Here is a 19,696-nt window from a genome sequence, read left to right as displayed (position 1 = left end):
TCTGCGCGTTCGTGACGGTCGGTAGGTGCCCAAAAGACCGGATGAGCCCTAGCTCCGTTGATTTCGGAGCCGGTGCGACAGCATCGCTGTCGCTTTACGGAGCCAGGACTGAGCGGAAGACGCGCGGGGTCGTATCGCCCCCGTACCGTTAACCGAGCAGGATCAGTTACGACCAGGTCAATGCCCGAGTTGTGTCATTCGAGTCGCTTTGACCACGAGATGACCGCGAGTTCCGCGCTACCCCGTGAGCGGACATTCTCAGGACGGGCGAGCAAGTCTCAAAGGGGCCTGCCGTCCGGTTCTCGCTGCCGCTGCAGGTTCACGAACCCAAGTGTCGAAGGGTGCTGGACGGATGCCGCGGCTCAGGCTGCGGTGATAGCAGCACACAGGCACCTCTTCGACCAACTTCCGCCGCCACTGCAGCGCCAACCGGCTCGGCTTGAAAACCGCAAAACGAAGGTTGGCTCTCGGCCCATGGCGACTTATGACCTGCCGCCGCAACACGAGCGAGGCCCATTGCCGCTCAACTATCTGCATGGAGCAGCAACACCCGCCGCCAGCGATGACGATCGCCGGCCGCCAGCCCCTTTCGTCAAACGATCGGCAGCTCATAGACTTCCACGGCTCGCACCGCCGCACGACCGGCGTGAAGCCTACGTTCAGCGACCTTGTCGAGCTGCGAAGCCGGTCGATGTCGTTGAAGCAAAGGTTCTGTGTGGGCGCGCTTCGGTCATGAATGGAAACGGCGCGCCTGCCGATTTCAAGGATACCTCCCAAGTAATCACGGTTCCTGCCGGTGAGACACAGATCATAAACCTATGTTAACAACTTGGGCGCGTAATACGTGTGATTGCGTAGTTCCTTTTGACACTAAGGCCCCGCCGATGACGGGAATTGCCGCAGCCGATGTTATTGTCGAGTTGGACGCTACCATTGCGGGGAGCTCATCTGAACGTTGTGTTCGGATACTTCGGCGCATCGTCGAACTGCTTGTCGCCGGGAACGGTCGGTTGCAAGAGCCGCATATCGACCTGCTCGATGAGCTCCTTGTTCGGCTGATCGCCCCGATGGCCCCCTCCACACTTGTTGAGCTCAGTACAGCTCTTGCAGACCTGAGGGCGGCTCCCAAAAAAACGTTGCGGCGTCTTGCCTCATGCGAAGACGCCGCAATCGCGGTCCCCGTTCTGCGCCAATCTCCGGCCCTGTCGCCGTGGGATCTTATGGACATCGCGGGGTCCAGCAGCGAGCGTCACCTCCTCGCCATTGCTGACAGGCGCGAGATCGAAAATGTGGTGACGGACGTCCTGTTGCAGCGCGGCAGCAGCAAGGTCTGTCTGGCGCTTATCGGAAATCCAGCGGCGGGATTCTCCGACGCCGGCTATTCCATCTTGATCGGCAAGGCCGAGCAGGATGACGAGATCACCAAGGCTCTGGCCTTGAGGCCAGGCACACCGGACATGGTTGTCCGCGCGCTGCTATCGGCATCTCCACGACCAGCAACCGGCACGAACGCCGAAGCGCGTCCGTGCGCTTTTTCAGGGGCAGCCACGTCCTCCGAGATGCCGGTGACGGTGAAGCGCCCTCGGGACGCAGAATACGCTGCTGCGAGGCCGGAGATCGTATTGCTCAACCGCGGGGGCAAGCTGAACGACTCGACCGTTAATCGGTTCGTGATCCGGAGCGAGACCGCCAATCTGTACACCGCGCTGTCGGTGCTGTCCGGAGCGCCCGTCGAGGTCGTCGAGCACGTAATGGCGGAGCCCGATTGCGAAGGCTTGGTCATGGCGTGTCGGGCGTCGCGCCTGAATTGGCAGACAACGCTGGCCATCCTCAACAGCCGCGGCCCGCGCCTGTCATTCGGCGAACGCGAACGAGCTCAGGAGCTGTTTGAAAAGCTTCATCTGTCGACCAGCCAATGGTCCGTTCGTTGGGGAGAAATCTCCGCGGGCGCCGACGATCGGACTGCGAAATCGAGAGCAAGCCGATGAAGTTCGACGGTCGCAAGGCCTCTCGGGTACGGATGGACCACAGGCACGCCGTCAACCTGATGGGCTCCGACGGCACTTGGCGGCGAAGCTGCGTCCTGCTCGACGTCTCGGACACCGGCGCCAAGATCGAGGTCGAGGGATCGGTCGACGTTCTCAAGGCGAAGGAGTTCTTCATGCTGCTGTCGTCCACGGGACTAGCCTATCGGCGCTGCGAGTTGGTCTGGATCGACGGAACCATCGCTGGGGTTCACTTCATCCACGCAGATGGCAAGAAAGCCCAAAAAACGGCCAGCGACAGAGCGGCACCGAAACAAACTTAAGCCGAGCAGTGTCATCGAAATCTGATCTGATGCAATGATCATGCAGAATCTGACGACGACGCCCAATTCAGACCGGCACCTGACAAAAAGAGGTATCAGTCATGTTGGTACATGTCCTGGCTGATGCTTCCGATAAGCTCTTCGGGCTCTGCTCGGTCCTTGAAAGGCAGTTCACTGTCGCGGGCGAGCGGCTCGACGTGGAGGCAAAGCTACCGCATGCGCCTGCCGCCGTGGTCATCCGTGCCGATCTACGATCTGTCGAAAACATTGCCGCACTGAAAAGGAGAGCTTTGCGTCTCGCAAAGACCGGAAAGCGCATCTTCCTCGTCGAGCAAACCTCCCACGTTTGCGTCTCGCAGGCGTACGCGCTGGGCGCCACCCTGGTTTTGTCCGGCAAGATCGATCCGACCAAGCTCACGGCCGCGCTATCTGATCCGGCCGGGAGCGAAGCCGGTTCGACGTGCGACATCTCGCGGCCTGACGATGCGGTCGAGGTCGGGGCCTACGCCATCGCATCGTTGTTCACTTTGGTCACACTCGGAGAGCGGATCGACGTCGACGGCACCAAAGAGGCCGGCCGCATGATCACTGACCGGATTGCCGAGCACGGGTTATCCGAATGGCTGACGACGGTGCGGCGCCATCACGAGGGAACCTACCAGCACTGCCTTCTCGTAACCGGCGTTGCGATCGATTTTGGCCTCAGTCTCGGCGTCCGCAAAAGCGATCTCGAACGGCTCTCTACCGCTGCCATGTTCCACGACATCGGCAAGGCTAGGATTCCCCTGGCGATTCTCGACAAGCCGGGCCGCCTCGACGACAAGGAGCGCGCGCTGGTTGAGACCCATCCGGCGGCGGGTTACGACGTGCTGAAGGAGCACGGCTCCATCTCACCCGAAATACTCGATTGCGTCCGGCACCATCACGAATATCTCGACGGCAGCGGCTATCCCGACGGCTTTTGCGCCGAGAGCATCACGGACATCGTTCGCATCCTTACCATCTCGGATATCTTTGCGGCGCTGATCGAGCACCGGCGGTACAAGCCGATGATGCCGCGCGAGGCGGCCTACGGCATTCTCTGCGGCATGAGGGGAAAGCTGGAAAAGGCGCTGGTATCCTCGTTCAAAGACGTTGCGCTCACCAGATGATTTCGATGCGTTTCGCGGTGCTCCTCATCAGCTTCTCCCTCAAAATCAGGAGCGAATTATAGCAAAGCGATAGTCTTTTCACTCCGTCAGGGGCAGTCGCTGATCTAGCGTGAGCATGCGACGAGGTCTGCTGTGGGGTTAAAATCTGGAGAGCTCAACCTGTGAGAAAATCAAGTCCCCCCTGTCCCACTGAGCGGGCATTCATGAGGCCGGACGCTACTTCGCAATGTGTGGACGGGTCAGGGTTGGCAGGGAGAATCTTCACTTGCGGCGTTGGTCCCGTGCCGCCGCGTAGAGGCGGCCCATCACGCGCGCCGTCTCGACGCCATCGAAGCGGCCGTTGCCGATGAGGCGACGGACGACCGCACCATTCTTCTGCTCGACGAACGCCTGATCGTTCTTCTTGTACGCGCGCCAGCGTGTGACTTCGAGCTTCTGTTCGCGAGGCCATGGCACGACGACATCGTTCATGAAGGCATGTCGTTGTCCAAGTCCACCCCGCGCAAGAACCAAGGCGCGCGCGCCCGAAGAGGCTCTGTGCCCGATTGATCGCCTCGACGACGAGCAACCTTCCCGCGTCACCAACGGCAGACACTCCGTCCAGCGCGTGGCGACATCGACCGTCGTCAGGGTCTGGATGAACGAGTCAGCCACCGACGCGCCGCCATGAGCGACCATGTCAACCTAGCAAAACCCGGGCGGCGGACTGTTCCAGTCATTGAAGTGCGGATCGGGATCTCGCGCCGGATTGCCGAATAGAATCCGGCACGGCGCCGTCTGCCGCCGCTCGCCGCGATCTTCACGTCGGCGAGCAGGCGGTCGATGGTTGCGGCGCCGATGAGCAGAACACGATCACCTGTACTTGCTAGCTTTGATGGCGCATGCGCGCTCAACCGTCCAGGTGGACACCCGCGCTATCAGGTTCGCATGAACCCTTCGCACTCGCCTTCGGCCCACGTGAGCGTTTTCTCCAGTGGCTCGCCCTGCGAGTAGCGCAGCGCCATCTTGGTCATCGTCGCGCGCGTGTAGATCTGCTGTGCGACCTTCGGCGGGGCCGGCCAACCCGCAATCGATAGGCTTTGATGTTTGAACGGGTTAGCATAGTGAAAGAGCGTACCCTTCGGTGGCTCCGCTTCCGCCCATACGGGCAACGTCGTCAGCTTTTCATAGGCCGGCAGGTCATAACCGGCGCTGGCGACCACAAGCTTCTCGGTCGAGGACGGCTGCGACAAATGCGCAAGCAGGCTCTTTGCTGCTTTCTTGTTCTTGGAGAAAGCCCAGATTGTCCAGAACGCGGGAAGATATGGCGCGAAGCGCCCCTTAGGCCCAGCCGGGAACCCGTAGGTCCACAATTGTTCGGCGAGTCGCGGAGCGTCGCGCTTCGCAACTGCCCACGCGCTCGGCGGATTGAAAATTAGGGCGGCTTTTCCGGCTATCAGCAGTTTGTTGTTCGATGCATCGTCCCATGCGCCCACATCTGGCGGCAAGAAAACCAACAACCTCCTATAGAATTCTAGTGCCTGCCGTACTTCATCGGTTTTGACCGTGAGATTACCATCGGCATCAACAAGATGAGCGCCGAATGACTGGAAGATAGCTCCGGCGGTACACACGCTATCGTTGGTATCGCCGAGTCCAATCCCGAACGGGAAACCCGCCTTGTGACAGGCTTCGGCTGCCTTCAGGAACGTATCCATAGTCCAATGTTCGGCTTTCGGCGGCAACCCCGCTGGATACATCGCCTGCACATCGATCTTGGCATGCTCCTTCATGAGGTCGATGCGGGAGCACGGGGGCTGGATCTGGCTGCCCTGGCAAGCGGGAACCCCGATCCATCTATCGTTAGCTCGAGCAAGATAGTTGACGGTTTCATTCACGCTGCCATTCTGTTTGAGAACGGGCTCCATCACATCGTCAACTGGCTCAAGCAACTCGGCGAAACTGTGGGGTTGCCATGTGGCCTGACGCAATACGTCGTGACCGGTCTTCGCTTGTGCTTCGGCTTGGCCCGTCAGGAGAAGCTTGTTGCCTTGGCTCGTGATGTAATCAATCTGAACCTCAACTCTTTCCCGCTCGGCCCATTCAGTAACAAGATCCGTCGCGCTCTTGTTCGCTCCGGGAACCCAGTGATCCCAGAAGCCTATGGTTAGCTTGCCGGCCGCATAGGCTCCGCGCACATACGGCGCAGTGACGAGTGCCGTAGATGTCGCAGCTACGAATTCTCGTCGTGACAGTTTGGACATTTGCTTCTCCTGCTTGGCGCCTTTGTCCTCTTCGGTCACGCCGTGCTGAAGAGTGCGGGCTGGAAGCCTGCGTCGCTTGCCAGTTAGCGACGAGTGCGTAATCGCGGTGGTGGAATTGAATGCCTAAAGCGGCGTTGGGACAAGCAATCTAAAGCGGCAGTCGCACTGCCTTAGTCTCTTGCAACAGTCAATTGTCAGAAGCTCTCTAGATAAGCCCTGCTCCGCAGCGCTAGCCTCCAAGTGGCAGTACCATTTCGAGATCCGCCTCGGGCTAGCAGCCGAGCATCGGAGTGATGCTCGGCATTATTCCAGTTGTCGTGGACGCGCGCTCACATCGCAATGCGTCCTCGTGCTGACCAGGGGATCTCAAATGGTCGCGCTTAAACCGATTCCGGTCGTGCTTGGTGCCGGCATTGTTTTCCGGATGTACTCGGGTGATCTCGGTACCGATGTGGTCCTCGCCATACCCAGCGATCTCCTCAATCTCCTAGGCAGTGCCGAAAAGCCAGTCGGCTTTAAATCACTCAGGAATGCCTGGACTGACATGGCGACGGCGCATGGCCGCCTCATGCTGACACTGTTGAGCGTTCTTGCCGAGTGCGAAATGGAGCTTATTCGAACGCGCACTGGGGCGAGCGTGCAAAAGCGAGAAGAGTGCCTCTTGTACGCCAGCCTAGAGGAAGCACCTAAGGTGATGGCAATACGTGAGCGACCGAACGGCTTGCGCGAGATCATTGAGAAGCTCCGCCGTTGCCAGAACTAGGCCCGCACCGCACTATCGAGCTGAGTAAGGACTATCACGCCCTCTCTTCCTCGAAGCCGCAATCAGTCGCGCCAGTTGTCTGCGATCAGATTGGGCGCCGATGATCGTTTCCTGCGCGCCGGGCAGGACGGCAGCGGAGTGCCTGGGACCGGTGCGCTGGTCGCCGGAAATCGTCCCCTTCGGAGGGGAACGGGGTCAGGGGAATAGGGCTAGCGCACCTCCGGACGGTGAGGCTTGCCGCTAACGATGATGATGCCGCGTTCGGTGAGCGAGCCGCCGATGCCGTCGGGTGCGGTCGCGGTAATTTCGTGGTGGCCCTTGCCTAGCTGCGCAACGAGCTCGCGGCCGAAGCCGAGTTCGCCCTCGAGGCTGGACGTCCAGCGTATTTCCTGCGGTGCAGGTGCGCCGCGACCCCGGCTGTCCACAAAAGCGCGGAGTGCCACGGCGCCCGATTTGATGCTGCACTTGTCGTCCGGCAGATCGAGGTGCAGCTTGCGGCGGCAAGGTGCCAGCTTGAAAGGCTCGGTATCGGCATGGGCCGCGCGCAACCCGGCCGTGGCGACGGCACGGAAGCGGCAGCGTTCTCCGCCGGGCAAGCGATCGGCATCGACCAGCACCTCGCCGTTGGGGGGATCGACGGCGACCGGCTGCCAGGTCACTCCGTCATCGCCGCTGAACAGCACGACAACCGAGACCGGTGCGGTCGTATTGTTGTCACCGGAAGTCTCACCCGGGAGGGAGGCTTGGGTTTGCAGCTGGACGGCAAGGCTTCCGTCGCGGCGTTCGGGGCCGGCAATCTCAACCCGCGGCGCACCACCCGCTTCGAGCCGGGCGAATGGTTCTCCACCGCGATGGAAGGACAAGGCGGCCACCTCGTCGCCGGGTAATTCGATTGCCTCGTGCATATCAAGATAGGGCTCGCGTTCCGGCGACACCATCTCCGCGCTAGAGCCGCAGCCGCAGCCGCAAGTACCGCCATGGCCCGGCACATAAAAGCAATGATGGGTGGCGAGGATCTTGCCGCTGCCATCTAGGAGATCGATGGAGAGGGGCGACATCGTTGCGCCAATATGCTTGGGCGGCAGGCCGGCCGCAGCGACGAGGTGCGCCTGACGTATTTCCACGCGCCGCGTATCGCGAACACCACGATGCAGCCTGACGCCGACCACTAGAATGGAGCGGACATGCCGGGCATCGGCGGTTACAAAGGCATGCGAATCCCAGCCATCGAGAATCTTTTGGTAGGTGTAGGGTGAGATCCATTGGTTCTGCCCGTATGACATTAGATCGTCGGATGTCGCCGGATCGAACAGCGTCGGCGGTGAAGTACCGGTGTCGATGCCAACCTCGCCGATCGACTTCGTGTCGCCGCCGAAGTTCGGATAGTTGGGATCGCTGCTGGCATCGCCGGCCACCGCGACATGCGAACGACCATACTGGTGCCCTAGTTCATGGGCAAAGCTGGTGTTGAAGCCGATAATGCAGCCGGCAGAGCCGATGCTGCAGCCACTGTTGACGCCGCCGCCCCCTGGTGGGACGACCGCATTCGGCACCATGCCGAAGACGATGTCGCCCAAGCCGAAGAGCGCGGTGAAGATTTTGGTGACGGGGAGCGAGCTGAGAAGACTTTGCCAAGCAAGATTGCAGCCGCCCGAAGCCGCCGGGGGCGCGGCGAAAGCGCCGCTGCGGTTCTCTTCCAGACCAAGGATGGTGGTCTCAAGATAAGGGAAAGGCAGGATGCGTTCGGCAAGACTGGTGGTAGCCAGCATGCTGGCATCGCTCGGCTTGGTGACGTTGCCGGCCGCGTCGGTCCAGTTCACCCGCACCAACGAGACCCGAGGCGCCGGGACTGCTAGAAAGGTGACCACCGACGAGGTAGTCGCGTGATAGCTGGACATGGGACCGTCGTCGGCGCGCCAGAGACGCACCGAGATGGTAGTGCGGCTGCCCCGACAATAATATGCGGGTACGATGAAGTTGAGCGAGGAATAACGGTGCATCAGCTTGATGCTGCCGAGCAGCAGCGAGTAACTCTCAAGGGTTGGCAGGGGCTGGGTCAGGACATGCTCGACCTCGGCATCGAACACGGAAAGATGTACCGCCTGCGCGATGCGATGCGCCAATTCGCTTTCAGGCTGCAGGAGGTCGCCGACTTCCCCGCTCAGGCGATCGCTCCAGACCACCTGGTTGGTGCGCACCACGGAAAGTTCCGCTGTCACCATGAGATGGCCTCCGTTCACAACGTATCCACCGCTGAGAATATACGTTGCACCGAGATGGGCTGACATCTCCGCAACATCGCTCGCGCGGTCACGAAACACATTGGTCGATAATCGAGAGATCACTTTCATGTTCGTGGCCTTGGACAGCCGCCAGATCACGCTATCCGCAATTAGATTGCCGACGTCAAAATGCTCGGGTGCGTTGTTGCGTGAGCCAAACGGAATTATCGCGATGGTGGGTTCCATAGCTACCCCATAGTGGCGGCGTCCGGTGAGGCTTGGGTGCGGACTCGGTGGCCCGACGCGATATGCACGAATTGGCTTGTCAAAATGCTTTAAAATGCATTCTCCCAGGTCTTCGCAGGTCGCATCAACTCCGTGCGTCAGTTCGTCGCGCGCGGCGGCGCTGCCGATGGTCTCGCCCGGATTCGCCAGGGTGGCGAGGTCGGCCGCCAGCTGCTCATGCGCCGAAGCACTGGCAATCGTCTCGCCTGGGCCGGCGAGCGTTGCGAGCCGCGCCGCGAGATTGACACCTGTCCCGTAGATATCGATGCCGTCACTCCACGCGAACGCAGCGTTGATTCCGGCGCGCAGGTGAAAATGCTGATCCTCTGGAATACCTGTGTTTAGCTTAGCAAGCGTCCGATGCATCTCGGCGGCGGCATCTACCGCATCGGGCACCTTCTCGAAACGTGCCATGAGACCATCACCAAGGCTTTTTACCAGGAGACCACGATGACGCGGCAGGATTTCTGCGAGGACGACACGCACGAAATCTGCCCAACGCCTAACAGAAGGACCTTCGTGCTGGCGCATGAGCCGCACGGACTCCACGAGATCGACCAAGAGCACGACGGTCTCCTGCCGCACCAGTGCGGCGCCTAGAACGCCAGATCGCTCGCTAGCTAGGTTCTGCTTTTCGCCTTTGTCCGCGCCTTCATCGCTCATGATAATCCGATTTCGGGACACCCAGCCTCAGGATGCAGCCTACGTGTTAGACCCCTCGCCTATCAACGAAGGAGCGCCAAGTTGGCCAAGAAGAAAACAAGTGTTCGTCGCGAGTGGACGAAGGACGACCTGAAGACGCTGAAGCTACTTGCCAAGCAAAAGACTGGTGTCACGAAGATCGCAAAGAAGTTGAAGCGAACGCCGGGCGCGACGGCGGCTAAGGCATTTGTTCTTGGGGTGTCGCTCAGCACGCAATAGGCGTGCCCCTACCAGATCGTCGGACAGCGCTCGCTTCCACGGAGCCGTGATCTGATCGGGATGTTGCGCGATGCGGTGTCGGCTAATCACCGCCGCATCGCGCGCAGCATTGTCGTTAAGCATTTCTGGCTGACCTGATACCGTGTCGCGCGCCTTGGCGCAGTTGCTATTGCGAGGTTCGGTGAGCGTGGGAGGCGCCGCTTTGACGACGCTCTGCATCGTCGGAGTCTTATGGTTGGCGGCAACGCACTTTCGGGCCAAGAATAAAAAGTCGCCGAAACCGTCGCACTCAAGAGCGGTTGCGTACCCACCCGGTGTGGCACGAGGGCGAGCGCTGGGCACGTGCGGGAGCAGCTCGCCAAGCTGTCCCGGGGACACGATCTGGCCAAGGCGTTCGACTATATCCTGAAGCGTTGAGCGAGCTTCACCCTGTTCCTCGAGGATAAGCGGGTCTGCCTGTCCAACAATGCCGCAGAACGAGGCCTGAGAGGCATTGCCCTTGGACGGAAGTCATGGATGTTCTGCGGCTCTGATCGCGGAGGGCGGCGCGCGGCAGCTATGTACAGCCTCATCATAACCGCGAAAAGAACGGCATCGACCCGCAAGCCTGGCTGACCGACGTCCTCGCGCGGATCGCCGCCCATCCGTCGCATCGGCTTGACGAACTGCTGCCCTGGAATTGGACGCCGCCGTCAGCGAACTCCGCTCGAGCGGCATGAGCACCCACGTCAACAAGGTCCATCACGTCACCACCATCACCTAGATCGCCAAAGACCTCGTCGAAGATGAAGATTCGCTACGAGACGTCGCCACATTGGCGAAGACCGCGTTCAAGCGTTCACCGACTTCGACATCGAGCGCCTCGTCGAGCTCATCCAAATCTATAAAGAAAAATCCGAGGCTGCTTAAGCGCTGGCCGCCAGAATAATCGGATCAGGGCGCGGCAAAGGCATTGCTGATCCACGATTGGTGGCGAAGCACGATCGCAACACCAAATCGCTTCTCAATCTGCTGGACTGCCTGAGACAGCGCCGGCTGACTGCTTCCATGGCTTTTCGGCCAACGGCGAAAATATTCTTGCATGGGCGCGGCCTACGCCGAATGCTTACGTCGCGCCCTGCCAAAATGCCGTTCTCGCGCCAAAACGAGGAGATAGTGCAAATGCTTGATTTGAAGGTTGTCTTCAACCCATGTCGCCCCTAAGTAGCTCGATTCCTACAAGGTGGCTGAACTAGTCGCAACTCCAACGAACGAAGCCTCGGCCTGAATAGCAGGCGGAGATCTCATCAGATCACTCGATTGATCACCAAACGCGCGAGTTGGGGGATCCTACTGTCACGCTCGACCTTCTCCGCCCGCGCGGTCGTCGATGTAGCGCCGAAGCGCCGCGGCGGCGTTCAACATGTGCGCGCGCATTCGGCGAGCGGCCGTATCGCCATCGCCCTCCGCAATCGCCTGCATGATAGAATCATGCTCGTCCCGGGACTTGCGGATACGATCGCCCTGCCGCAATTGCGTGCGGCGGAAGGCGCTGAGACGCGCACGGACCTCCTGCGCCTGCTCGGCCATGAACGCGTTGTGCGTTGCGCTATAGATGCCTTCGTGGAACAGCCGGTTAAACGCATCGTAGGCATCCACGTCGTTGGAGTCGACCATTGCCAGCGAGCTGTCGTGGAGCTCGATCAGATCGCTGCGCTCCAGCGGTGTCATGCGATAGGTCGCGAGCCTGACGCACATGGCTTCCACCTCTGCGCTGGTCTCAAACATGTCCATGATGCGTTCGGGTGTCATCCGTGCCACGACGAGCCCGCGACGGCCCCGCACCTCGACGAGCCCGCTGACGACAAGCTGCCGGAGGGCTTCCCGCACCGGCGTGCGGGAAGCCCCAAAGCGATCGGCAAGCTGCTGCTCTTCCAGCGCCGAACCGGCAGCCAGCGCACCGGAGGCAATCTCGTCGGTGAGCGCATTACGGATGCGATCGGAGAGAAGGCCGCTATCTTCTTCTGCCTCAGCAGCAACTTTAAACAGACCTGCCATTCAGCTTCCTATGATTGCGCGCACCGTGAAGTAGAGAATGGACGGTGCGACGAGGCATCCCAACCCGGTATGAAATGTCGCAGTCAACGCGCCATACGGGACCAGACGCCGATCTGTTGCCGCCAGGCCTCCGGAAACGCCGCTGACCGTACCCATCAAGCCGCCGAACACCATTGCGCTGCGCGGATTATTTAGGCCGATCATCTTCGCAACAAAGGGCGTACCGATCATCACGATCACCGCCTTGAATACACCGGTGGCGATCGACAGCGCAATAACCGGCGAGGAGGCGCCAATCGCCGCTCCCGTGACCGGCCCGACGATGTAGGTGACCGCGCCGGCGCCGATCGTCGTCAGCGATTCGGCGTCAGTGTAGCCAAAGGCTGCGGCGACGAGAACGCCCAGAATGAACGGAACGACCGTCCCCAATCCGAGCGCGACCGCACCGATCAGTCCGGCCTTGCGCGCATGGACGACGTCGACCTCGAAGGCGGTGGCGACGATGGCGAAATCCCGCAGCATCGCGCCTCCCATCAGTCCGATCCCGGTTAGCGCCGGCAGGTCCGCGAGGCCCTTTTCACCGCCGGTGGCGAGGCCTCCGAAAAACGCGAGCAACAGCCCGAGCATGATCGCGATCGCCGAGGCGTGAATGCGCCCGAAGGTGAGATATTTCGAGATCGCTCCGGAGATCCACATCAGGATGCCCACCGCGGCGAACGCCGCGATCAGCGAGTTTGCGGCAAGAACGTGGGATATCATGGTCATCCGATCCTCCCGGACTTGAAGTGGGGCCCATTCGCCTCGATCGCCTCGCGCGCCTCGATCTCGTCCATCGTCTCGACACGGCCGCTGAGTCGACTGATCAAAGCGACCTGGGCGAAACACACCGCCACCGCGCCGATCCCCGCAATGACAACGATGGGGCCGCCTTTTGCCGCAGCGACGACGTTCTGCTGCGCGGCCATGGCGACCACGATGGGAATATAGAAGCTGCCCCAGAACTCGACGCCCGTCTTCAGCCCGTGGCTGAGGAGACCCTGGCGTAGCAGCCATAGCCGGGCGGCGATCAAGAACATCATCGCAATGCCGACGCCGCCGACATTGGCCTTCACACCGAGGACGACGCCGAGCAGGTCGCCGAGCAGGACCCCGAGCAGCGTGCAGATCGCGAGCAGAGCTACGCCGGAAATGGTCACGGGCGCCTCCCGGCTGTGAGCGGGGCGCTGACCCCCAGAGATCGAAGCTGTGTATGCACTCGCATCGAAAATTCCCTCCTGTGTATGCGATTGTCTATCGCTTAGCATCGTGCGTATACATTAATTGACATTGGAAGGCAATGCGCATACACTCTGACTCATGGAAGCCAACCTCGCATGCCAAGGAGCCGAAATGAGTAGTTGGGGTATGCAAAGGGCCGCCCTGGGGGAGCGCTTGGCGGCCGGCCGAAAGCACGCGAAGGGAAAGGTCGTCCCGATCCCGAGCCTGCCCGCATTTTTGAATGCGGTGATCCGGTCAGGAGACCGGGTGTGCCTGGAGGGTGACAATCAGAAGCAAGCTGACATCCTCGCCTCGGCGCTCGCGAACCTTGACCCCGAAGACGTCCGTGACCTCCACATGGTCCAGTCCGGGGTGGTCCTCCCATCCCACCTCGACATCTTCGACAAGGGCATCGCGCGGCGGCTCGACTTCTCCTATTCAGGCCCGCAGTCGGCGCGGATCGCGCGGATGCTATTCGGGGAAAAGATCGAGCTCGGTGCCGTCCATACCTATCTCGAGTTGTTCGCCCGCTACTTCATCGATCTGACGCCGAACGTCGCCTTAATCGCGGCCGTCAGCGCCGACAGGGACGGCAACCTCTATACGGGGCCAAATACCGAGGACACTCCGACCGTCGTCGAGGCGACGAGCTACAAGAACGGCCTCGTCGTGGCGCAGGTCACGGAGATCGTCGACAAGGTGCCCCGCGTCGACATTCCCGGCGACCTCGTGCATTTCGTGGTCGAAGCCGGCCGCCCCTTCTATGTCGAGCCGCTCTTCACCCGCGATCCCGCCGCCATCTCCGAGACCCAGATCCTGACGGCGATGCTCGCCATCAAGGGCATCTATGCGCCCTACGGCGTGCGCCGGCTCAATCACGGCATCGGCTTCAACACCGCCGCAATCGAGCTCTTGCTGCCAACTTACGGCGAGAAGCTCGGCCTCAAGGGCAAGGTCTGCACCCATTTCGCGCTCAACCCGCATCCCACGATGATTCCGGCGATCGAATCCGGCTGGGTCGAGCAGATCCACTGCTTCGGATCGGAGGTCGGCATGGAGGATTATGTTGCGGCGCGCTCCGATATCTTCTTCACGGGTCCCGACGGCTCGCTGCGATCCAACCGCGCCTTCTGCCAGACGGCGGGCCTCTATGCCTGCGACATGTTCATCGGATCGACGTTGCAGATCGACCTCGAAGGCCACAGCTCGACGGTGACGACGAGCCGCATCGCGGGATTCGGCGGCGCGCCCAACATGGGCTCCGATCCGCGCGGGCGCCGTCACCCGAGCGAACCCTGGCTCAAAGCGGGTGCCGAGGCCGACCCCGCCTCCAATGCTGCCCTGCGCCGAGGCCGCAAGCTCGTGGTGCAGATCGGTGAGACATTCGGTGACGGCAATGTCCCGCTCTTCGTCGAGCAACTCGATGCGCTAGAGCTGGCGCGCAAGCTCGACCTCGACCTAGCCCCGGTGATGGTCTACTCCGATGACGTTACCCACATCGTCACCGAGGAAGGCATCGCCAACCTGCTGATGTGCCGCAGCAAGGACGAGCGCGAGCAGGCGATCCGCGGCGTTGCCGGCTACACCGACATCGGGCGCGCGCGCGATGCAAAGCTCGTGGAGCAGCTCCGGCAACGCGGCGTGATCCGCCGTCCCGAGGATCTCGGCATCGATCCGCTTGACGCCGACCGGCGCCTGCTGGCGGCCCGGTCGATCAAGGACCTCATGCTGGCTTCCGGCGGTCTCTACCGCCCGCCCAGCCGCTTCCGCAACTGGTGAGGAGTTTCGCATGGAAAAGCTCAGCTTCAGACTGACTGCACCGAACCGCGCCGGCGGCACCCGCGCGCAGGCGATCGTCGGCGTGGTCGCCTCCGGCAATCTCGAAGTGCTGCTGGAACGGACCTCGCCGGCCGACAGCTGCACGATCGACATCGCAACCGCAGCTCACGGCTTTGGCCCCGTGTGGGACGCCGTGGTCCGCGATTTCGTCGCCCGCCGCTCTGCCGGGGGCTTGCGCATCTCCATCAATGACGGCGGAGCCCGACCTGACACGGTCGCGCTGCGGCTCGCGCAAGGCATCCGCAAGATCGAGGAGCCGGAACGATGACGGTGGCCACAGTCAATACGGTTTCGCTGAGCTGGTATGAGGCGAGCGCCCGGCAACGCATAGAAGCGCTGGTCGATGCCGGCAGCTTTGCCGAATTCATCGGTCCCGAGCAGCGCGAGATGAGCCCGCATCTGGCGATCTTCGACCTGCCGGAGCAGTTCGACGACGGCATCGTCATCGGCCGCGGTCGCCTGGATGGCTCGCCGGTGTTCGTCGCCGCACAGGAAGGACGCTTCATGGGCGGCGCCTTCGGTGAGGTCCACGGCGCCAAGCTCAACGGCCTCCTGCGCGCAGCTCGCACGCTCAAGCAAGATCTGCTGATCCTGTTCGACACCGGCGGCGTGCGGCTCCAGGAGGCCAATGCCGGCGAGCTTGCGATCGCCGAGATCATGCGCGCGATCATCGAGGCACGCCGCGGCGGCATCCACGTCGTCGGCCTGATCGGGGGGCGCGCCGGCTGCTATGGCGGCGGCAGCCTGATCGCGGGCACCTGCTCGCGGCTGATCATCTCCGAACAGGGGCGGCTCAGCGTCAGCGGCCCCGAGGTGATCGAAACCAACAAGGGGATCGAGGAATTCGACTCGCGCGACCGCGCGCTGGTCTGGCGCACGATGGGCGGCAAGCACCGCTATCTCATCGGCGGTGCCGATATCTTCGTCGACGACGAAGCGACGGCGTTTCGCGAGGCGGCCATTGACGCGATCAAAATAGCCAGACGATGCGACGCCGAGATTCTCGAGGCCGAGCAGAAGCGCCTCGAACGACGGCTGCAGCGCTTTGGCGAGGCTGAGGACGCCGTCGATATCTGGGAGACGCTCGGCATCGGGCAGCCGACCGAGATTCCCGCACTTCCGACCGGCGCATTTCTTCGCGCGGCAGCCAACAGGGAGAATGCCGATGACGCTCGATGACATCCTGGCCGGCCTATTCCCGAACGGCCGCAAGATCAAAACGACCGGCGCGATGATCGCGGGGGAGGCGACGCTGCCTGACGGCGGACCAATCCACGTGCTCGGCATCACGCAGGGGCAGCCGCTCGGCGTGGACGAAGCCATCGTGCTCGCGGGGCGGCTGGTCGAGATCGTCCAAACGAAGGACCGTGCGCCGATCCTGTTCCTGGTGGATTCCGCCAGCCAGCGCATGAGCAAGCGCGACGAACTGCTGGGCCTCAGCGAATATCTGTCGCATCTCGCCAAGGCCCTGCTGCTGGCGGAAGCCGAAGGACACCGCACCGTCGGCCTGCTCTATGGCGGCAGCGCCGCCGGCGCATTCATCGCCACCGCGCTTGCGGCCGGCACGCTGGTGGCGCTGCCCGGCGCGCATCCCGCGGTGATGGATCTGCCGTCGATGGCCCGGGTCACCAAGCTTCCGATCGACGTCTTGAAAGCCAAGGCCGAAGCCACGCCGGTGTTCGCGCCCGGGCTCGACAACATGGTGCAGACCGGCGGCATTCACGCCGTCTGGGATGAACATGCGCCGCTGGCGCCGCAGCTTGCGTCCGTGCTGCAACGACCGTACGGACAGGACGATCGCGGCCAGATCGGTGCCCAACGTGGCGGCCGGCGGAAAGCGGCCGAACTTGCCGAGCGCGTTGTCGTCTCAGCCACTTCACATCAAGGAGCGCCAAATGGGTGAAGCTCTCGCGCGCCACAGCATGGTCAAGGTCACAGCCGCCGGCTGGACGGCCGTGATGAAGCGTTATCCGGAACTCGCCAGCGAGCCGATCGTCGCAGGCTGGGCGCACGTCGGCCGTCCTCTCGTCGTTCGCCGACCGGCTTGCAGCGATACTGCAGGCCTCGTTCCGCTCGGACTGCCGCTGCCGCCGAGCCATGGTAAACGTCGTATTGCGGTCTCGCTGGCCGCAGCCGATATCGTCGCGTTCGCTCAGCCTCCGTTGCTGGCCGACGCCGTGGCCGCGGCGCCGCCCGCTTGGCGCGAGACGATCGAGAAACTCGTCCAACTCCTGCCGGAGACCCGCGCCTATGGCAGCCTTGCGTGGCAGCACCTCACCGGCCTGCCCTATCTTTCGGAGGGCTCGGACCTCGATCTGCTGTGGCCTCTCTCGTCGGCCGACAAGACAGGAATTCTGTTGTCCGACATCGCGCGGATCGCAAAGCAGTCGCCGATGCGGCTGGACGGTGAGATCACAGGTCCCGCCGGCGGGGTTCAATGGCGCGAACTGACCGGCACTGACGCAGACGAAGTGCTTGTGAAGAGCCCGGCAGGAGTGACCACCACGACTCGCGCGGCCTTCCTCACAGGTCATGTCTCATGACCATTGCGCTCAGATGGCAATCACAGCCGGGCGGCGCGCTTGATGCCGAGCAGCTCGGTCATCTTGCTTCGCTATGCCTGAAGCTGGAAGTAAAAACCTATCCGAAGCCCGGGCTTGTCAGCCATGTCGACAACGGTGCGCATCGCGACATGGACGCCGGGCTGTTGTGCCTGAGCGCTGAGACCTTGATGCCTTTCTTCAGCGATCTCGCCCTCGCGGGCGCCGCAGGTGCGGGCATGAACCGGCTGCGCGCCATCGGGGTTGCCGCGGAGCGCGCGATGATGGCTGCGACCTCCGGCGTCAACACCCATCGCGGCGCGATTTTCGGACTTGGCCTGCTCTGCGCCGCGGCCGGCTATCGGAGTGCCGTCGGCATTCGCAAATCTCTTGGCCGGCTGGTTTCGGAGCGTTGGGGCGAGGACATCCTATCTGGCCCGGTATCGCTGCGCAGCCACGGCGCTGTGGCCGCGCGGCGCTATGGCGCCGGGGGCGCCAGGGGGGAAGCCGCCGACGGTTTCCCGTCTGTCTACGAGATCGCCCTACCCGCGCTGCAGGCAGCGCGCGAGCTTGCACCTCATGACGAGGAAGCCGCTCGCGTTCAGACGTGCATGAGCTTGATTACTAGCGTCACCGACACCAACCTCCTGCATCGAGGCGGGCTCGAGGGACTGTGCTTCGCGCAAGCCAGCGCGTCAGCGTTCCTTTCCGCCGGCGGTGTTGGATCACCGGAATGGCGCAGGCGTGCCGCCGACATTCACCAAGCGTTCCTGACCCGCAATCTCAGTCCCGGCGGCTCCGCAGACCTGCTGGCCATGGCGCTATTCGTCGATGGGATAGATCGCGGATGTTAGCACTGCTCTGCGGCGGACAAGGTGCGCTTTCGGGCAAGATCTTTGATCTTGTCGCGGACCAGCCTGCCGCGGAGTCAATCTTCGCCGCGGCGACGGCTTGGCTCGGTGAGGACCCGCGGGAATTCGTTCGGACGCGCACCCCCGAGCAACTGTCCGAGAATTATGCCAGCCAGATCCTGACCGTCACATCGGCTCTCGCGACCCACGCCTGCATCGCTGACCTGTTGGCCGAAGAGACCGCTGTCACCGGGTATAGCGTCGGCGAGATGGCGGCCTGGAGTATCGCGGGAATCTGGACTGCCGAAGAAGCGTTGCGGCTCACCAATATTCGTGCCCGGCTGATGGAGAACGCAGCGGGGCCCACCGGTCGCCTGGGTTACATCCGGGGGCTCGACCGGGCTACGATCGAACCTCTGCTTGCAAAGCACCGCTGCGAGATCGCGATCAGGAATCCGGACCTTCTTTTCGTGATCGGAGGCGTGGAGCGGGAGGTCATTGCGCTCTGCGACGAGGCTGCCCGGAAAGGAGTGCGAACGGGGCTTCTGGCCGTCAAAATCGCGTCGCATACGACAAGGCTCGCGCAGGCCTGCCAACCTCTGCAACAGGCACTCGATGTCAACAGGGACGCGGCCGTCGCAAACCATCGCGTCTTACTTGCCGGCGGTGACGGCGAACGCATCTTCTCGGTCGCGGGCGCGACGGTGAAGCTGGCAAACCAGGTCGCCCATCCTATTGATTGGGCGGCAACCCTGGACGCGCTTACAGAGCTGGGCGTCACCGAGGTACTAGACCTCGGGCCCGGACACGCGCTGGCGGAGATGATGCTAGCATCTCAGCCGGACACGCGCTGCTACGCCGCCGACGGCTTTCGCACGATCGAGGGCCTACGTAACTGGGTTGCTGCCGTATAGCAGGAGATCCGGAAGCGAGCCACGCTTGCGTGCGTTGCAAAGCAGGCCGGATCCACATGGGCCCGAACAGGACTACCAACCGATCGTCGCACGGGTACGGTACCTCCGACAGAAGATCCTGGTTGTTTTCTGCCCACCTCATCGCCTCAGCCGCCAGAGCACGATGCAAGAGCTGGCCAGCATCAGGATGCCAACCCACACGAAGCCGGTCGTCACCAGCATCTCTTGCCAGGCCGGCGCACCTCGACCGTAAGCGTCGTTCTCAGGCCACGGCTTTGAGGGATTGCGCGCGATAGGCCCAGGGAAGCAGCTGATCGATTTCGCTGTTTGGGTGACCGTTGACGATCCTGGTGAGCGCGTCAGTC

20 protein-coding genes and 1 pseudogene are annotated in these 19,696 nt (G+C 62.3%); 13 read left to right on the top strand and 8 right to left on the bottom strand.

Annotation, left to right across the window (positions count from 1 at the left end):
* Nucleotides 1-884: 884 nt before the first annotated feature.
* The 3 genes from IVB42_RS28820 to IVB42_RS28810 all read left to right on the top strand — a co-directional run bounded on the left by IVB42_RS28820 (nucleotide 885) and on the right by IVB42_RS28810 (nucleotide 3,459).
* Nucleotides 885-1,988, top strand: coding sequence for a DUF2336 domain-containing protein (locus IVB42_RS28820; RefSeq protein WP_247385341.1), 1,104 nt, complete (start codon nucleotides 885-887; stop codon nucleotides 1,986-1,988).
* The gene (locus IVB42_RS28815) at nucleotides 1,985-2,308 is read left to right on the top strand and encodes a PilZ domain-containing protein (protein ID WP_247452606.1); all 324 of its coding nucleotides are present in this window, start codon (nucleotides 1,985-1,987) and stop codon (nucleotides 2,306-2,308) included. The genes IVB42_RS28820 and IVB42_RS28815 overlap by 4 nt, the downstream gene beginning before the upstream one ends.
* A 101-nt stretch (nucleotides 2,309-2,409) precedes the next feature.
* Nucleotides 2,410-3,459, top strand: coding sequence for an HD domain-containing phosphohydrolase (locus IVB42_RS28810; protein WP_247452607.1), 1,050 nt, complete (start codon nucleotides 2,410-2,412; stop codon nucleotides 3,457-3,459).
* 261 nt (nucleotides 3,460-3,720) lie between these two features.
* Here the strand turns inward: IVB42_RS28810 and IVB42_RS28805 are convergent, their stop codons facing one another.
* On the bottom strand, nucleotides 3,721-3,930 hold the full coding sequence (locus tag IVB42_RS28805; RefSeq protein WP_247385335.1) for a hypothetical protein: 210 nt from the start codon (nucleotides 3,928-3,930) through the stop codon (nucleotides 3,721-3,723).
* Between the two features lie 446 nt (nucleotides 3,931-4,376).
* Nucleotides 4,377-5,702 (bottom strand): extracellular solute-binding protein, encoded by a 1,326-nt coding sequence (locus IVB42_RS28800; protein WP_247452609.1) that lies wholly within the window; start codon nucleotides 5,700-5,702, stop codon nucleotides 4,377-4,379.
* Between the two features lie 370 nt (nucleotides 5,703-6,072).
* Here IVB42_RS28800 and IVB42_RS28795 point away from each other — a divergent pair, with 370 nt between their 5' ends.
* Nucleotides 6,073-6,465 (top strand): recombinase family protein, encoded by a 393-nt coding sequence (locus tag IVB42_RS28795; RefSeq protein WP_247452610.1) that lies wholly within the window; start codon nucleotides 6,073-6,075, stop codon nucleotides 6,463-6,465.
* A 209-nt stretch (nucleotides 6,466-6,674) separates the two neighbouring features.
* Here IVB42_RS28795 and IVB42_RS28790 read toward each other — a convergent pair whose 3' ends face one another.
* Nucleotides 6,675-9,635: an adenylate/guanylate cyclase domain-containing protein gene (locus tag IVB42_RS28790; protein ID WP_247471509.1), complete on the bottom strand. Its 2,961-nt coding sequence runs from the start codon at nucleotides 9,633-9,635 to the stop codon at nucleotides 6,675-6,677.
* Nucleotides 9,636-9,716: 81 nt separating this feature from the next.
* Between IVB42_RS28790 and IVB42_RS28785 the strand changes: the two genes are divergently transcribed.
* Nucleotides 9,717-9,893: a hypothetical protein gene (locus IVB42_RS28785; protein WP_247452612.1), complete on the top strand. Its 177-nt coding sequence runs from the start codon at nucleotides 9,717-9,719 to the stop codon at nucleotides 9,891-9,893.
* A gap of 342 nt (nucleotides 9,894-10,235) precedes the next feature.
* A pseudogene (locus IVB42_RS28780) lies at nucleotides 10,236-10,612 on the top strand (transposase domain-containing protein); the annotation flags it as partial.
* Nucleotides 10,613-10,826: 214 nt separating this feature from the next.
* Here the strand turns inward: IVB42_RS28780 and IVB42_RS28775 are convergent.
* The 4 genes from IVB42_RS28775 to madL form a co-directional block, all read right to left on the bottom strand.
* A complete protein-coding gene (locus IVB42_RS28775) occupies nucleotides 10,827-10,976 on the bottom strand; it encodes a LysR family transcriptional regulator (protein WP_247452613.1) in 150 nt (49 codons plus the stop codon).
* A 252-nt stretch (nucleotides 10,977-11,228) separates the two neighbouring features.
* A complete protein-coding gene (locus IVB42_RS28770) occupies nucleotides 11,229-11,930 on the bottom strand; it encodes a GntR family transcriptional regulator (RefSeq protein ID WP_247471504.1) in 702 nt (233 codons plus the stop codon).
* Nucleotides 11,931-12,695, bottom strand: a complete 765-nt coding sequence (madM, locus tag IVB42_RS28765; RefSeq protein WP_247385324.1) for a malonate transporter subunit MadM — start codon at nucleotides 12,693-12,695, stop codon at nucleotides 11,931-11,933.
* Nucleotides 12,692-13,126 (bottom strand): malonate transporter subunit MadL, encoded by a 435-nt coding sequence (gene madL, locus IVB42_RS28760; protein ID WP_247471501.1) that lies wholly within the window; start codon nucleotides 13,124-13,126, stop codon nucleotides 12,692-12,694. Before madL ends, madM begins: the two co-directional genes overlap by 4 nt.
* Nucleotides 13,127-13,319: 193 nt before the next feature.
* Between madL and mdcA the strand changes: the two genes are divergently transcribed.
* Genes mdcA through IVB42_RS28725 form a run of 7 tightly spaced genes read left to right on the top strand, consistent with a single transcriptional unit; the run spans nucleotide 13,320 to nucleotide 19,331 of the window.
* A complete protein-coding gene (mdcA, locus tag IVB42_RS28755) occupies nucleotides 13,320-14,966 on the top strand; it encodes a malonate decarboxylase subunit alpha (RefSeq protein WP_247375541.1) in 1,647 nt (548 codons plus the stop codon).
* Between the two features lie 10 nt (nucleotides 14,967-14,976).
* Complete coding sequence (gene mdcC, locus IVB42_RS28750) at nucleotides 14,977-15,294, top strand: malonate decarboxylase acyl carrier protein (protein ID WP_018456505.1); 318 nt, start codon at nucleotides 14,977-14,979, stop codon at nucleotides 15,292-15,294.
* The gene (locus IVB42_RS28745; RefSeq protein WP_247298863.1) at nucleotides 15,291-16,205 is read left to right on the top strand and encodes a biotin-independent malonate decarboxylase subunit beta; all 915 of its coding nucleotides are present in this window, start codon (nucleotides 15,291-15,293) and stop codon (nucleotides 16,203-16,205) included. The genes mdcC and IVB42_RS28745 overlap by 4 nt, the downstream gene beginning before the upstream one ends.
* Entirely contained in the window at nucleotides 16,192-16,929 is a 738-nt protein-coding gene (gene mdcE, locus IVB42_RS28740) for a biotin-independent malonate decarboxylase subunit gamma (protein ID WP_247452617.1), read from the top strand. Before IVB42_RS28745 ends, mdcE begins: the two co-directional genes overlap by 14 nt.
* The gene (mdcG, locus tag IVB42_RS28735; RefSeq protein WP_247471496.1) at nucleotides 16,922-17,569 is read left to right on the top strand and encodes a malonate decarboxylase holo-[acyl-carrier-protein] synthase; all 648 of its coding nucleotides are present in this window, start codon (nucleotides 16,922-16,924) and stop codon (nucleotides 17,567-17,569) included. The genes mdcE and mdcG overlap by 8 nt, the downstream gene beginning before the upstream one ends.
* Nucleotides 17,566-18,420, top strand: coding sequence for a triphosphoribosyl-dephospho-CoA synthase MdcB (gene mdcB, locus IVB42_RS28730; protein ID WP_247369435.1), 855 nt, complete (start codon nucleotides 17,566-17,568; stop codon nucleotides 18,418-18,420). The genes mdcG and mdcB overlap by 4 nt, the downstream gene beginning before the upstream one ends.
* The gene (locus IVB42_RS28725) at nucleotides 18,414-19,331 is read left to right on the top strand and encodes an acyltransferase domain-containing protein (RefSeq protein ID WP_247369438.1); all 918 of its coding nucleotides are present in this window, start codon (nucleotides 18,414-18,416) and stop codon (nucleotides 19,329-19,331) included. The genes mdcB and IVB42_RS28725 overlap by 7 nt, the downstream gene beginning before the upstream one ends.
* A 262-nt stretch (nucleotides 19,332-19,593) precedes the next feature.
* On the opposite strand, the gene IVB42_RS28720 is transcribed toward IVB42_RS28725, so the two are convergent.
* Nucleotides 19,594-19,696 (bottom strand): transposase domain-containing protein (locus IVB42_RS28720; protein ID WP_247295740.1); only part of this gene is annotated, 103 nt, incomplete at its 5' end.

The sequence above is a fragment of the Bradyrhizobium sp. 45 genome (genome assembly GCF_023073155.1).
GTDB classification, from domain to species: domain Bacteria; phylum Pseudomonadota; class Alphaproteobacteria; order Rhizobiales; family Xanthobacteraceae; genus Bradyrhizobium; species Bradyrhizobium canariense_D.
Note: the sequence above shows the minus strand (reverse complement) of the source record. Positions and strands in the feature narration are given on the sequence as shown.